The following is a 15275-nucleotide window of genomic DNA, read 5'->3' as shown; positions in this document are numbered from 1 at the left end:
ATCTGTCGATTCGATTTCGGCGGTGACGTTCTGGCATCTATCAGCTGAAGCTCATTAGGGCTATATCAGGATGGTAGTGTCTCAGGACAGCACCTTTCCTATCGCTCAGGCTGTTTCTCACTACTTTGATCAACCGCACTATACACCGGACATTACACCTTTGAAATGTTACAGGCAGATGACACACTAAAGGCTGATATTGCAGCTTAAAAATAAAAAGATCCCTCAGGGTTTACAGGGTAAGGCTTTTCGCCATTTATCCCCACAGCCACCATAAGTAGCAATACTTACCGGGCTCTAAGCCGGATTGAAGATCAAAGATAACTCAACACGAAACCTGCAAATACAATGGCTCCGGCCCAGTGGTTACTAAGAAACGCCTTGAAGCAGGCTTCACGCTCACGACGACGGGTTAACCATTGCTGGTAAACGAAAAGGGCTGCGACAGCCAACAATGAGAGATAATAGAGAGCACCTAACTCCAGTTGATGGCCTGCCATGGCCAGTGTCATCAAGGTAAGTACCTGCAGGCAACCAACAATCAGGTTATCCATCTCGCCAAATAGAATGGCTGTGGACTTGATACCTACTTTCAGATCATCGTCACGATCCACCATGGCGTATTGAGTATCGTAAGCCACTGTCCAGAAGAGATTGGCCAGAAACATCAGCCAGACGATGTTTCCCAACGAGCCACTCTGAGCCGCAAAAGCCATGGGTATCGACCAGCCAAAAGCAGCCCCCAAAACCACCTGAGGCAGATGAGTGTGTCTTTTGGCAAAAGGGTAAGCCGAGGCCAGCAATAATCCGGCAAAAGAGAGCTGGACGGTAAGAGTATTGGTAAAGAGTACAAGAATGAAAGACAAAAGTACCATACCGGAGAAATAGATCAGCGCTTCTTTTTCCTGAATTTTACCCGTTACCAGCGGTCGATGCTGTGTTCTCTTAACATGGCCGTCCACTTTCCTGTCAGCAAAGTCATTAATAACGCAGCCTGCACTGCGCATCAAAACCACGCCGACCGAAAAAATCACCAGATTCTTCAGACTCGGTACACCTTCTGCCGCCACCCAGAGTGCCCACATAGTAGGCCAGAACAACAGATAAATACCAATAGGCCGGTCCAGCCGGGCCAGCCGTAAGAAATCTTTTAAACGGGGAAATCGTTGCAGAACTACTTCAGTGCCTGCCAATACCGCCATTGGTTTTCTGAATTGCATCATAATATTTAGCTGCTTATCTGCATCTTTATTATCATCGCTGAGATTCTTATTGCTCATCGCCCTGAATCATGACCCGCATCGCCAGTTTATCAGGTCAGGCCAGGTTCTCAATCAGGCCATGACCAGACCGACTGCGGAAATCTCTATATTTCACGAGGTAAGTGCTTCGACAAACAATCATTCTTGTAGAGCTTCAGGGTTCAGGATGCTTCGACATGACTCTGGAGTGCTTCTCTGTCTGTTCAGACAGGTCCGGCAAAAAGATTTCACAAACAGATATAGACTTTTCGTGCAAATAAAATAACGACCGCCTTCCCCAGGCTGTTTCATCAGAGTATTTTTCAACCAGATGAGGATTAAACTGACGAGCCGGCAGTTCCGCTACCTCAAATGGTCCCCGACGCATACCGGGATGATTAAATAAAAACTCCCCCAGGGGCTTAGTGCCCAGTTGCAGCAGCTCTCTGTTCGTGCCAATAAGACTGCTGTGAGGCAATACACTTCGTGCAAACACTCTGGGTCGGCCACCACAGATCAGCAGAACCTCCCTGATAGAAGCCATTTTGCTGCAATGTCTGTTTTCGAATGATCCTGCCAACTCACCAGACGTGGACGTAGCCTTTGACTGTTCATAGTTATTGAGAAACTTTAGCTCCGAACAGGTCGGCATAAAGGTCCCGTGACGAATAACCTGAACCCTGAAGTCGCCGTCAAACTCATGTTTCAAACGCTGAGTCAGGGAACCTCTGTCCAGCAGCCAGTCTCTCCAGGGCTCTGGAATCTGCTGTTTCAAATAATGTCTCGGCTTCCAGGATAAGCCTGAAAAATCAATAAAAGGCACCATCACTCCTGCTGCACAAATCCAATTTTCCAGAACTGCCCCGGGAGGAAACAAGGCAGCTCACCTTGACACTCCCCGCCTTGTCAGGCGAGGCTTCTGACTTCATAAGCTACAGCCAGCCTATAACGACCGGACTTACGCAGAAGCCTCCATCAGCAGCAACCGGGTGCCCCTCGGTTATTTATTGGTCTTTTGTTTGATTTGCCGCTGCCTTAACGGGTCACTCAGGTATGGGTTCATCTGGTTCTTCAAGGGCGGTTGGGCAGTTGGCTCTGCCTTAATTTTTTGTTAACAGTGCTTGGTTTTCATCATCGTGAGTTTCTGCATAGAGACAGACCGACAGTGAATTTAGCCAACTATGCACAAACACGCAAGCATAATGCTCTTCACCTGCGCGGCCCGACCTACGCGGCCCGACCTACGCGGCCCGACCTTCCCGACTTATATCTCCCTCCGCCCGATTGAGGGTGTCGCAAAACTCCAACAACTCGTTCCCACGCTGGAACCCACAGGGCCTAAAAGCATGGCAACCAGAGTTTTTGCGACACCCTCCAAGGAGCCTGACCGAGAATAGACTGCCCTACTGCGGCGGCAGCAAATTGGTCTGAAAATCCGCTTTTGTTCGTCAAATAGCTCGCTATTCTCCTCACAAAACCGAATTTTCATCCTCAATTTTCTGCCGTCCTCGCTACGGGCGCTATTCTCGGTCAGGCTCCAAGGCGGGGAGTGTCACGGTTTCCTCAATTTCTTTCTGCCTGACTTTAATGGACACGACCGAATTCTTTTCTATGCTTCCTGCCAATGGTATAAATCATCCCCAAGGGATGATCGAAAACTATAAATCAGGATCCGCGCATGGCTGTCGTAAAACGTACGCCCCAAAAGACCGGTCGTATAAGAACCGAGAGAGTTCGGCTGATTTTGAAAGCTGCCGAACAGGAGTTTGCCCGGCATGGATTCGGGGGAGCCACAATCCAGCGTATAGCTGACCTGGCCGATTTACCAAAACCGACTGTCTTGTATTACTTCAGTAACAAGCAGGAAATTTATGACGAAGTTCTTAACAATATTTTGTATCTCTGGAATGACAAACTGAACAGCTTTCATCCGAAAGATGACCCTGCAGAGTCACTTGAACGGTATATCCGCTCAAAAATAGAAGTCTCCAGAAGATACCCCACAGCCAGCCGAATTTTTGCCAGTGAAATCATTCATGGCTGCCAGCAGCTGTCTCCGTCCATGAAGGACTCTACCCAGCAGTGGTTTAAAAACAAAACAGAGATTTTTCAGCACTGGATGGATGAGGGTAAAATGGCCCGGGTAGAGCCCATGCACCTGATTTTTATGATCTGGGGATCGACTCAGCATTACGCTGATTATGAAAAACAGATCTGCCTTATCATGAACAAAAAGAAACTGCCTGCCTCAACCTACGATCAAGCCGCTGACACTATCTGCGACATTGTTCTTCGTGGTTGCGGTCTGAAGGTTTGAGAAACGATAAAAATCTTGTAGAGTCACAAGGTAAAAATGAACCGGGCAGATTAACACGCAAGTCACTGCCATAAACTGCTGTATTGGCGGTCTATGGTATACGGCAGCTTGTTGCACTATCCAGACCGTCCTGCTCATAACAAGAGGCAGATGATGAGAGTCTGGATAAAACATCCCCTGGCTATTTTCACCGCAAACAGTCAGGACGCCGGTAACGGCGTGGTGATTGATGAAAGCTCCGGCAAGATCACAGAGCTGGTTCCCTCGGGACAGTCTCCGAAAGTCTCCTGTGATCAAAGCTATGACGCTTCCGGACAGGTTCTCCTTCCCGGTCTGATCAATACTCATCACCATCTTTATCAGACCCTGACCCGCGCCTTCCCTCCGGCACTGAATAAAAAACTCTTTCCCTGGCTGCAAACGCTTTATCCTGTCTGGGCCAGACTGAAGCCAGAGATGCTGTTTAACGCCACTCAGCTGGGACTGACAGAACTGCAGCAGTCCGGTTGTACAACAGTGGCAGATCATCACTACCTATTCCCGGAAGCACTCACAGAAGCCATTGATATTCAGGTGAAGGCCGCTGACAGTATTGGCAGCAGGGTTATACTGACTCGGGGTTCCATGAGCCTTGGAGAGAAGGATGGAGGCCTTCCTCCCCAGTCTACCGTGCAAACAGAAGCTGAGATACTCGACGACTCCGAACGTCTGATTCATCGTTATCATGAGTCAGACGAGGGGGCAAAGGTTCAGATTGCCCTGGCACCCTGCTCACCTTTTTCAGTCAGCACAGAGTTGATGAAAGAGACCGCTGGGCTGGCCCGTAAACACAATGTTCGATTACATACCCATCTGGCTGAAACCCATGATGAAGACAACTTCTGCATCGAGCGGTTCGGTTTACGGCCACTGGATTACCTGGAATCTGTGGATTGGCTGGCTGACGATGTCTGGCTGGCCCATGGTATTCATTTCAATGACGATGAAATCAAAAGAATGGGACAGGCGGGCATGGGCGTCTGTCACTGCCCTACCTCGAATATGCTGCTGGCATCGGGCATCTGCCGCACCAAAGAACTGGCGTCTGCAGGCGTGCACGTCGGACTGGGTGTGGATGGCTCCGCTTCAAACGACGGCTCCAATATGATGCAGGAAGTCCGTCAGGCTTTGCTGATCAATCGTCTGCGTTACGCCGCAGACGAAGTCACTCATCTCGATGCTCTGTACTGGGCAACAAAAGGCTCAGCCAAAGTGCTTGGCAGGGGCGATATTGGAGAACTGGCAGAAGGAAAGCAAGCCGACCTTGCTCTTTTCAGCCTGGATGAGTTGCGTTTCAGTGGCAGCCATGACCCACTGGCAGCACTGGTTCTTTGTGGAGGCCATAAAGCAGCTGCCGTTATGTGTGCAGGAAAGTGGCTGATTAAAGATGAAACACTACTTCATCTTGATCAAGAGGCCATCATGGCTGCACACCAGCTTTCTGCCAGAAAGCTGGTGTCTTGAGAGGCTGTCGTAAATCTCTGGTTCCAATGCTCCAGAGATTTATGACGGGGAACGAGTTGTAGGGTATGACGGAAATAATCAGGAAGTGGTTTCTTCTTTGATGGCTCCCGAAGATGCATTAATATTTTTCACCACTTTTCTCTGATCGCTGGATTCAGGCCCGGAATCTTCAGGCAAAACCAGTGTCAGCAAAATAGCGGTCAGACCTCCGGTGGTAATCGCCGAGCTGAAAATGTTTTTGACCAGTTCCGGCATCTGGCTCAGCACCCCGGGCACAATAGTGACGCCCAGCCCCATACCCATGGACACAGCAATGATCATTACCTGTCGACGATCAAGTGATCCTGAAGCCAGGATGCGAATACCTGAAGCGGCCACCGTGCCAAACATAACCAATGTAGCCCCACCCAGCACAGGCTTGGGAACCAGCATCAGGATGGCCCCGAGTATCGGGAAAAGTCCCATCACTAAAAACAAACCGGCAATGATATAGCCAACAAACCGGCTGGCGACACCGGTCATTTGAATCACACCATTGTTCTGGCTAAACGTCGTCGTTGGAAAGCTGTTCAGGCAAGCTGCGGTCAGAGAGTTCACGCCATCAGCCAAAATACCGCCACGAATACGCTCAACGTATCCATTACCCTCAATAGGTTCACCCGAAAGTTTTGCTGTCGCAGTCAGGTCACCGGTAGATTCAATGGTCGTTATGACATAAATGAGAGCAATCGGAATGAATAGCTCCCAATCGAAGGTCATTCCATATTTAAAAGGCACCGGAGCAGTAAATAAAACCGAGTCCGACAATCCCTGCAGAGTCATTTTACCGGTATAAAGTGTTATCAGGCTGCCCACCAGCAAGCCAAGGAAGATCGCCGAGAGACGCACCATGGGACGAGAACTGCGATTAAAAAAGATCACAGTCGCTAACACGGTGATGCTCACTGCAAGGTTGCTCAGCGCACCAAAATCAGGCGCATTGAAGCCACCGGCCATATCGGTCACAGCTACCTTAATCAGGCTGAGACCAATCAGTGAAATAACAATTCCGGTAATGGTTGGCGTAATAATCTTGCGCAGCTTATGGAAAAAGCGGCTCAGGACAATCTCGATAAATGCCCCGAAAAAACAAAGACCCGTCATCAGTGCAATAATCTCTTCACTGCTGCCTCCCCGACTCTTAACCACAAAACCGGCAGCAATAAGGGAGCTCAAAAACGCAAAACTGGTTCCCTGAATACTCAACAAACCAGACCCCAGGGGACCAAACCGTCTGGCCTGGATAAAGGTACCTATCCCTGAGGCGATCAGCGCCATACTGATCAGGTAAGGAATATGCTCTCCCAAACCCAACACCCCACCGATGACCAGGGTCGGTGTCACAACCCCCACAAAGCTGGCTATCATATGCTGCAGGGCACTGAAAAAAGCTCGAAATAATGGTGGTTTGTCGTTTAATTGGTGGATGAGGTCGGGATTATGAGTCTGGCTATTCATGCATACTCCTGCCGTCTATTTTTTTTATACAGAGTGAGTATTGCAATTCCTTGACCAATTATTCAATTTTTTTTGGGGTACTATACCAGCGCAACCAGCCTGCCAGGTGCTAGCCTTTCCCACCTGGGCCTGCGACAAGCAGAAATCAATCACTTGACTTTGCATCATCAAGCTTTCGTTTCCGGTGTTGTCTTTTGTGATTCGACAGAGCTTGAGGGTTTGGCAGGAGCTTCTGGCACTCAGGGCAAGTTTGCACTCTGGTGTGATCTTTTCTTTTGTGAACCGACAAGACTTTCGCGTTTGGCAGGATCTTCTGGCACTCAGGGCAGGTTTGTTCTCCGCTGTGATATAGACTTTTGTGAACCGACAGGGCTTGGGCGTTTGCCAGGGTCTTCTGGCACCCAGGGCAGGTTTGCTTTCCGGTGTGATCTTTTCTTTTGTGAACCCACAGGGCTTGAGCGTTTGGCAGAGTCTCCAGGCACTCAGGGCAGGTTTGCTCTCCAGTGTGATCTTTTTTTTTGTGAAACGCCAGGGCTTGAGCATTTGGCAGGGGCTTCTTGCATTCAGGGCAGGTTTTCTCTCCAGTGTGATATTGACTTTTGTGAGCCGACAGGGACTTACCGTTTGCAAAAGTCTTCTGGCACTCAGGGCAGGTTTGCTTTCCCGTGTGATGTTTTCTTTTGTGAACCGCCAGGGCATAAGGGTTTGGAAGGGGCTTCTGGCACTCAGGGCAGGTTTGCTTTCCCGTGTGATGTTTTCTTTTGTGAACCGCCAGGGCATAAGCGTTTGGAAGGGGCTTCTGGCACTTAGGGCAGGTTTTCTCTCCGGTGTGATCTCTTCTTCTGTGAGACGACAGGGCTTGAGCGTTTGCCAGGATCTTCTGGCACTCAGGGCAGGTTTGTTCTCCGGTGTGATATTTTCTTTTGTGATGCGACAGGGCTTGAGCGTTTGGCAGGGTATTCTGGCATTCAGGGCAGGTTTGTTCTCCGGTGTGATATTTTCTTTTGTGATCCGACAGGGCTTGAGCATTTGGCAAGGACTTCTGGCACTCAAGGCAGCTTCGCTCTCCGGTGTGATATTGACTTTTGTGATTGCGCAATGAGGCTTGAGAGCTAAATGATTTCTCACAGCCAGGGTGATCACATCGGTATTTTTTGGAGCCTGCCTTCCTTTGTTTTTCCGCAGGTGGTGGATTTAATTTTAATGATGAACCAGTTCTGCTGTCAGCTTCTGAGACAACTGTCGATGCTTCAGCAGGATGGCTAACCGGGCCAGATTCCTGATCGCCTGTTTGCAAATAGACATCGCAAGCGAAAGAGTCATCTGAGATTGAACGACACCGGGTACTTGTGGAAGGAGCAAAGATACAGACTCCCTGTTGAATACAACAGGGCTGTTCATGGCAATTTTCGTCAAGACTATGTCGGGAGTCTGTGGGCTGCCCCGAATTTTCATCATTATGGTCATTGTCGTATAGATAATGCGGTTTTTCTGAATGTCTATTGAATGACTGACCATGATCCTCTGACCCCATTGCCCAGGAATTGTTACCGCCGCCCGCCCCGTCCATCAAAGTGATAATCTGAAGTTTGTTTCGCCGACAGGGTTTGTCATCGGGCAGCATGCCTGACCCCGAATATCCGTTTGTGCTGAGCATATGTGATGGCTGTTTTTGCATCAGCCTCCAACCAGTCATTGGCATTGCAGTTGATATGCCCGGCTCAGTTTTTATAGAAAAACTCTGGCTTGTCGAAGCCCCATTCTGATCAACCTCAACGATAAAACCATAAGTCTGTGGCTCAACCGGGGAGACGAAAGGCAAAAAGACCAATACGTGCGAGAGTAGACTTTTAATGGTTCTATCCTTTTTTTCCGGGGATAGGAGCAGTGAGGATAGACGATAGGAACTTTGGGAGCTTTTCAATGTTGGCAAGCTCTATTGCCTCCCATGTCTTTTTGTCATCGGTTAACCGCCGCTGGTGATAGACAGATAGACGTGATCATTGCACTTCAGATCATACCCAAACGTGTGCAGTGCCCTTCCCTCCTGAGCCTGTGACAAGCAGAAATCAATCACTTGACTTTGCATCTTCAAGCTTTCGTTTCCGGTGTAGCCTTCTGTGATTCGACAGAGCCTGATTGTTTGGCAGTAGCGCCTGGCACTCAGGGCAGGCTTGTTCTCCGGTGTGATATTTTCTTTTGTGTGCCAACAGGGCTTGGGCGTGTGGCAGGGTCTTCTCGCACTCAGGGCAGTTTTGCTCTCCGGTGTGTTCTTTTCTTTTGTGAAGCGCCAAGGCTTGAGCGTTTGGCAGGGGCTTCTGGCATTCAGGGCAGATTTGCCCTCCGCTGTGATATCGGCTTTTGTGATTCGACAGGGCTAGAGCGTTTGGCAGGGGCTTCTGGCATTCAGGGCAGGTTTGCTCTCCGCTGTGATATCGGCTTTTGTGATTCGACAGGGCTAGAGCGTTTGGCAGGGTCTTCTGGCACTCAGGGCAGGTTTTCTCTCCGGTGTGATATTGACTTTTGTGAACCGACAGGGCTTGAGCGTGTGGCAAGGTCGTCTGGCACTCAGGGCAGGTTCGTTCTCCGGTGTGATCTTTTCTTTTATGAACCCACAGAGCTTGAGTGTTTGGCAGGGTCTTCTGGCATTCAGGGCAAGTTTTCTCTCCGCTGTGATATTGACTTTTGTGAACCGACAAGGCTAGAGCATTTGCCAGGGTCTTCTGGCACTCAGGGCAGGTTTTCTCTCCGGTGTGATCTTTTCTTTTGTGAACCGTCAGGGCTTGAGCGTTTGGCAGGGGCTTCTGGCAATAAGGGCAGGTTCGTTCTCCGGTGTGATATTGGCTTTTGTGATTGTACAACGAGGTTTGAGAGCTAAGTGATTTTTCACAGCCGGGGTGATCACATCGGTATTTTTTGGAGCCTGCCTTCCTTTGTTTTTTCGCAGGTGGTGGTTTTAATTTTAATGAGGCACCGGTTGTGCTGTCAGCTCCTGAGACAACTGTCGGTGCTTCAGCAGGATGGCTTACCGGGCCAGATTCCTGATCGCCTGCTTGCAAATAGACATCGCAAGCGAAAGAGTCATCTGTGGTTGAACGACACCGGGTACTTGTGGCAGGAGCGTAGATACAGACTCTCTGTTGATTACAACAGGGCTGTTCATGGCAATTCTTGTCAAAGCTATGTCGGGAGTCAGTGGGCCGACCCGAATTTCCATCATTATTGTCGTTGTCGTATAAATAGTGTGATTTTTCTGAATGTCTATTGAATGACTGACCATGATCCTCTGACTCTGTTGTCCGGGAGTAGTTACCCCCGCCCGTTCCTTTCATCAAAGTGATGATCATGTGTGATGGTTCGTTTTGCATCAGCCTCCCATCGGTCATTGGCATTGCAGATAATAGGCCCGGCTCAGTTTTTATAGAAAAACTCTGGCTTGTCGAAGCCTCATTCTGATCAACCTCAACGATAAAACCATAAGTCTGTGGCTCAACCGGGCAGACGAAAGGCAAAAAGGCAAATACGTGCGAGAGTAGACTTTTAATGGTTCTATCCTTTTTTTCCGGGGATAGGAGCACTGAGGATAGACGATAGGAACATTGGGAGTTTTTCAATGTTGGCAGGCTCTATTGCCTTCCATGTCTTTTTGTCATCGGTTAACCGCCGCTGGTGATAGACAGATAGACCTGCGCATTGCACTTCAGATCATACCCAAACGTGTGCAGTGCCCTTCGTTCCTGACCCTGAGACAAGCAGAAATCAATCACTTGACTTTGCATCTTCAAGCTTTCGTTTCCGGTGTTGCCTTCTGTGATTCGACAGAGCCTTAATGTTTGGCAGTAGCGCCTGGCACTCAGGGCAGGTTTGTTCTCCGGTGTGATATTTTCTTTTGTGATCCGACAGGGCTTGAGCGTGTGGCAGAGTCTTCTGGCACTCAGGGCAGGTTTGTTCTCCGGTGTGTTCTTTTCTTTTGTGAACCCACAGGGCTTGAGTGTTTGGTAGGGTCTTCTGGCATTCAGGGCAGGTTTTCTCTCCGCTGTGCTCTTTGCTTTTGTGAACCGACAGGACCTGACTGTTTGCGAAGGTCGTCTGGCACCCAGGGCAGGTTTGCTTTCCGGTGTGTTCTTTTCTTTTGTGAACCCACAGGGCTTGAGTGTTTGGCAGGGTCTTCTGGCATTCAGGGCAGGTTTTCTCTCCGGTGTGATATTGACTTTTGTGAGCCGACAGGGCATGACTGTTTGCCAAGGTCTTCTGGCACTCAGGGCAGTTTTGCTCTCCGGTGTGTTCTTTTCTTTTATGAACCGCCAGGGCTTGAGCGTTTGGCAGAGTCTTCTGGCACTCAGGGCAGGTTTTCTCTCCAGTGTGATATTGATTTTTGTGATTCAACAGGGCCTGTTTGTTTGCCAAGGTTTTCTGACACTCGGGGCAGGTTTGCTCACCGGTGTGTTTTTTTCTTTTGTGAACCGCCAGGGCTTGAGCGTTTGGCAGGGGCTTCTGGCACTCACGGCAGGTTTGTTCTCCTGTGTGGTATTTTCTTTTATGATCCCAAAGGGCTTGAGTGTTTGGCAGGGTCTTCTGGCATTCAGGGCAGGTTTTCTCTCCAGTGTGATACTGACTTTTGTGAGTCGAAAGGGCCTGACTGTTTGCCAAGGTCTTCTGGCACTCAGGGCAGGTTTGCTCTCCGTTGTGTTCTTTTCTTTTGTGAGTCGCCAGGGCTTGAGCGTTTGGCAGAGGCTTCTGGCACTCAGGGCAGTTTTGCTCTCCGGTGTGTTCTTTTCTTTTGTGAACCGCCAGGGCTTGAGCGTTTGGCAGGGTCTTCTGGCACCCAGGGCAGGTTTGCTTTCCGGTGTGTTCTTTTCTTTTGTGAACCCACAGGGCTTGAGTGTTTGGCAGGGTCTTCTGGCATTCAGGGCAGGTTTTCTCTCCTGTGTGATATTGACTTTTGTGAGCCGACAGGGCATGACTGTTTGCCAAGGTCTTCTGGCACTCAGGGCAGTTGTGCTCTCCGGTGTGTTCTTTTCTTTTATGAACCGCCAGAGCTTGAGCGTTTGGCAGAGTCTTCTGGCACTCAGGGCAGGTTTTCTCTCCAGTGTGATATTGATTTTTGTGATTCAACAGGGCCTGTTTGTTTGCCAAGGTTTTCTGACACTCGGGGCAGGTTTGCTCACCGGTGTGTTTTTTTCTTTTGTGAACCATCAGGGCTTGAGCGTTTGGCAGGGGCTTTTGGCAATCAGGGCAGGTTCGTTCTCCTGTGTGATATTGACTTTTGTGATTGCACAACGAGTTTTGAGAGCTAAGTGATTTTTCACAGCCGGGGTGATCACATCGGTATTTTTTGGAGCCTGCCTTCCTTTGTTTTTTCGCAGGTGGTGGTTTTAATTTTAATGACGCACAGGTTGTGCTGTCAGCTCCTGAGACGACTGTCAAACTTTCAGCAGAATGGCTTTCCGAGCCAGATTCCTGATCGCCTGTTTGCAAATAGACATCGCAAGCGAAAGAGTCATCTGAGGTTGAACGACACCGGGTACTTTTGGAAGGAGCGTAGATACAGACTCTCTGTTGATTACAACAGGGCTGTTCATGGCAATTCTTGTCAAAGCTATGTCGTGAGTCAGTGGGCCGACCCGAATTTTCATCATTATGGTCGTTGTCGTATAAATAATGTGATTTTTCTGAATGTCTATTGAACGACTGACCATGATCCTCTGACTCTGTTATCCGTGAATAGTTACCACCGCCCGTTCCGTACATCAAAGTGATGATCATGTGTGATGGTTCGTTTTGCATCAGCCTCCCATCGGTCATTGGCATTGCAGTTAATAGGCCCGGCTCAGTTTTTATAGAAAAACTCTGGCTTGTCGAAGCCTCATTCTGATCAGCCTCAACGATAAAACCATAAGTCTGTGGCTCAACCGGGCAGACGAAAGGCAAAAAGGCCAATACGTGCGAGAGTAGACTTTTAATGGTTCTATCCTTTTTTCCGGGGATAGGAGCAGTGAGGATAGACGATAGGAACTTTGGGAGTTTTACAATGTTGGCAAGTTCTATTGCCTTCCATGTCTTTTTGTCATCGGTTAACCGCCGCTGGTGGTAGACAGATAGACGTGAGCATTGCACTTCAGATCATACCCAAACGTGTACAGTGCCTTTCCCTCTTAACCCTGAGACAAGCAGAAATCAATCACTTGACTTTGCATCTTCAAGCTTTCGTTTCCGGTGTAGCCTTCTGTGATTCGACAGAGCCTGAATGTTTGGCAGTAGCGCCTGGCACTCAGGGCAGGTTTGCTCTCCGGTGTGATCTTTTCTTTTGTGAACCGTCAGGGCTTTAGCGTTTGGCAAGGTCTTCTGGCATTCAGGGCAGGTTTTCTCTCCAGTGTGATATTGACTTTTGTGAGCCGACAGGGCTTTCGCGTTTGGCAGGGTCTTCTGGCACTCAGAGCAGGTTTGCTCTCCGGTGTGTTCTTTTCTTTTGTGAACCGCCAGGGCTTGAGCGTTTGGCAGGGTCTTCTGGCATTCAGGGCAGGTTTGCTCTCCGCTGTGTTCTTTTCTTTTGTGAACCGCCAGGGCTTGAGCGTTTGGCAGGGGCTTCTGGCAATCAGGGCAGGTTTGCTCTCCGCTGTGATCTTTTCTTTTGTGAACCCACATGGCTTGAGCATTTGGCAGGGGCTTCTGGCACTCAGGACAGGTTTGTTCTCCGGTGTGATATTTTCTTTTGTGATCCCACAGAGCTTGAGCGTGTTGCAGGGTCTTCAGGCACTTAGGGCAGGTTTGCTCTCCGGTGTGATATTGACTTTTGTGAACCGACAGGGCTTGAGCGTGTGGCAGGGTCGTCTGGCACTCAGGGCAGGTTTGTTCTCCGGTGTGATATCGACTTTTGTGATCCGACAGGGCTTTCGCGTTTGGCAGGGGCTTCTGGCACTCAGGGCAGGTTTGCTCTCCGCTGTGATATCGAGTTTTGTGATCCGACAAAGCTTTTGCGTTTGGCAGGGTCTTCTGGCACTCAAGGCAGGTTTGCTCTCCGCTGTGTTCTTTTCTTCTATGATTCGACAGGGCTTGGGCGTGTGGCAGGGTCGTCTGGCACTCAGGGCAGGTTTGCTCTCCGGTGTGATATTTTCTTTTGTGATCCGACAGGGCTTGAGCGTTTGGCAGGGTCTTCTGGCATTCAGGGCAGGTTTGCTCTCCTCTGTGATATCGACTTTTGTGCTCCGACAGAGCTTGAACGTTTGGCAGGGTCTTCTGGCATCCAAGGCAGGTTTGCTCTCCGCTGTGTTCTTTTCTTCTATGATTCGACAGGGCTTGGGCGTGTGGCAGGGTCGTCTGGCACTCAGGGCAGGTTTGCTCTCCGGTGTGTTCTTTTCTTTTGTGAACCGAAAGGGCTAGAGTGTTTGCCAGAGTCTTCTGGCACTCACGGCAGGTTTGTTCTCCGGTGTGGTATTTTCTTTTATGATCCCACAGGGCTTGAGTGTTTGGCAGGGTCTTCTGGCACTCAGGGCAGTTTTGCTCTCCGGTGTGTTCTTTTCTTTTGTGAACCGCCAGGGCTTGAGCGTTTGGCAGGGTCTTCTGGCACCCAGGGCAGGTTTGCTTTCCAGTGTGTTCTTTTCTTTTGTGAACCCACAGGGCTTGAGTGTTTGGCAGGGTCTTCTGGCATTCAGGGCAGGTTTTCTCTCCGGTGTGATATTGACTTTTGTGAGCCGACAGGGCATGACTGTTTGCCAAGGTCTTCTGGCACTCAGGGCAGTTTTGCTCTCCGGTGTGTTCTTTTCTTTTATGAACCGCCAGGGCTTGAACGTTTGGCAGTGCCTTCTGGCAATCAGGGCAGGTTCGTTCTCCGGTGTGATATTGACTTTTGTGATTGCACAACGAATTTTGAGAGCTAAGTGATTTTTCACAGCCGGGGTGATCACATCGGTATTTTTTGGAGCCTGCCTTCTTTTGTTTTTTCGCAGGTGGTGGATTTAGTTTTAATGACGCACCGGTTGTGCTGTCAGCTCCTGAGACAACTATCGAACCTTCAGCAGGATGGCTTATCGGGCCAGATTCCTGATCGCCTGTTTGCAAATAGACCTCGCAAGCGAAAGAGTCATCTGAGGTTGAACGACACCGGGTACTTTTGGAAGGAGCGTAGATACAGACTCTCTGTTGATTACAACAGGGCTGTTCATGGCAATTCTTGTCAAAGCTATGTCGTGAGTCAGTGGGCCGACCCGAATTTTCATCATTATGGTCGTTGTCGTATAAATAATGTGATTTTTCTGAATGTCTATTGAACGACTGACCATGATCCTCTGACTCTGTTATCCGTGAATAGTTACCGCCGCCCGTTCCGTACATCAAAGTGATGATCATGTGTGATGGTTCGTTTTGCATCAGCCTCCCATCGGTCATTGGCATTGCAGTTAATAGGCCCGGCTCAGTTTTTATAGAAAAACTCTGGCTTGTCGAAGCCTCATTCTGATCAGCCTCAACGATAAAACCATAAGTCTGTGGCTCAACCGGGCAGACGAAAGGCAAAAAGGCCAATACGTGCGAGAGTAGACTTTTAATGGTTCTATCCTTTTTTCCGGGGATAGGAGCAGTGAGGATAGACGATAGGAACTTTGGGAGTTTTACAATGTTGGCAAGCTCTATGGCCTTCCATGTCTTTTTGTCATCGGTTAACCGCCGCTGGTGGTAGACAGATAGACGTGATCATTGCACTTCAGATCATACCCAAACGT

The 15275-nt window shown here is 49.3% G+C and carries 9 protein-coding genes and 1 pseudogene; 2 read left to right on the top strand and 8 right to left on the bottom strand.

Annotated elements, in window-relative coordinates; all coding sequences use genetic code 11:
- Window positions 1-314 precede the first annotated feature (314 nt).
- Entirely contained in the window at window positions 315-1202 is an 888-nt protein-coding gene (ubiA, locus tag ACOJUO_RS09000) for a 4-hydroxybenzoate octaprenyltransferase (RefSeq protein WP_422140064.1), read from the bottom strand.
- Between the two features lie 214 nt (window positions 1203-1416).
- Window positions 1417-2067 carry a chorismate--pyruvate lyase family protein gene (locus ACOJUO_RS08995; RefSeq protein WP_422136396.1) on the bottom strand — a complete coding sequence of 217 codons (651 nt, stop codon included), beginning with the start codon at window positions 2065-2067 and terminating at the stop codon, window positions 1417-1419.
- Between the two features lie 852 nt (window positions 2068-2919).
- Between ACOJUO_RS08995 and ACOJUO_RS08990 the strand changes: the two genes are divergently transcribed.
- Window positions 2920-3558 carry a TetR/AcrR family transcriptional regulator gene (locus tag ACOJUO_RS08990; RefSeq protein ID WP_422136395.1) on the top strand — a complete coding sequence of 213 codons (639 nt, stop codon included), beginning with the start codon at window positions 2920-2922 and terminating at the stop codon, window positions 3556-3558.
- 150 nt (window positions 3559-3708) lie between these two features.
- The gene (locus ACOJUO_RS08985; RefSeq protein ID WP_422137058.1) at window positions 3709-5061 is read left to right on the top strand and encodes an 8-oxoguanine deaminase; all 1353 of its coding nucleotides are present in this window, start codon (window positions 3709-3711) and stop codon (window positions 5059-5061) included.
- A gap of 78 nt (window positions 5062-5139) precedes the next feature.
- Here the strand turns inward: ACOJUO_RS08985 and ACOJUO_RS08980 are convergent, their stop codons facing one another.
- The 6 genes and pseudogenes from ACOJUO_RS08980 to ACOJUO_RS08955 form a co-directional block, all read right to left on the bottom strand.
- Complete coding sequence (locus ACOJUO_RS08980; protein WP_422139580.1) at window positions 5140-6558, bottom strand: uracil-xanthine permease family protein; 1419 nt, start codon at window positions 6556-6558, stop codon at window positions 5140-5142.
- Between the two features lie 145 nt (window positions 6559-6703).
- Window positions 6704-8236 (bottom strand): C2H2-type zinc finger protein, encoded by a 1533-nt coding sequence (locus tag ACOJUO_RS08975; protein WP_422139579.1) that lies wholly within the window; start codon window positions 8234-8236, stop codon window positions 6704-6706.
- 258 nt (window positions 8237-8494) lie between these two features.
- Window positions 8495-8596, bottom strand: a pseudogene (locus ACOJUO_RS08970) (transposase); the annotation flags it as partial.
- A 31-nt stretch (window positions 8597-8627) separates the two neighbouring features.
- Entirely contained in the window at window positions 8628-9926 is a 1299-nt protein-coding gene (locus ACOJUO_RS08965; RefSeq protein WP_422139578.1) for a C2H2-type zinc finger protein, read from the bottom strand.
- Window positions 9927-10317: 391 nt separating this feature from the next.
- Entirely contained in the window at window positions 10318-12675 is a 2358-nt protein-coding gene (locus ACOJUO_RS08960) for a C2H2-type zinc finger protein (RefSeq protein ID WP_422139577.1), read from the bottom strand.
- A 60-nt stretch (window positions 12676-12735) separates the two neighbouring features.
- Entirely contained in the window at window positions 12736-14925 is a 2190-nt protein-coding gene (locus ACOJUO_RS08955; protein ID WP_422139576.1) for a C2H2-type zinc finger protein, read from the bottom strand.
- Between the last annotated feature and the right edge of the window lie 350 nt (window positions 14926-15275).

Origin of the sequence: Endozoicomonas sp. ALC020 (assembly GCF_049275935.1) — a bacterium.
GTDB lineage: Bacteria > Pseudomonadota > Gammaproteobacteria > Pseudomonadales > Endozoicomonadaceae > Endozoicomonas_A.
The sequence above is the reverse complement of the archived record's forward strand: the minus strand, read 5'-3'. Positions and strand labels throughout refer to the sequence as shown.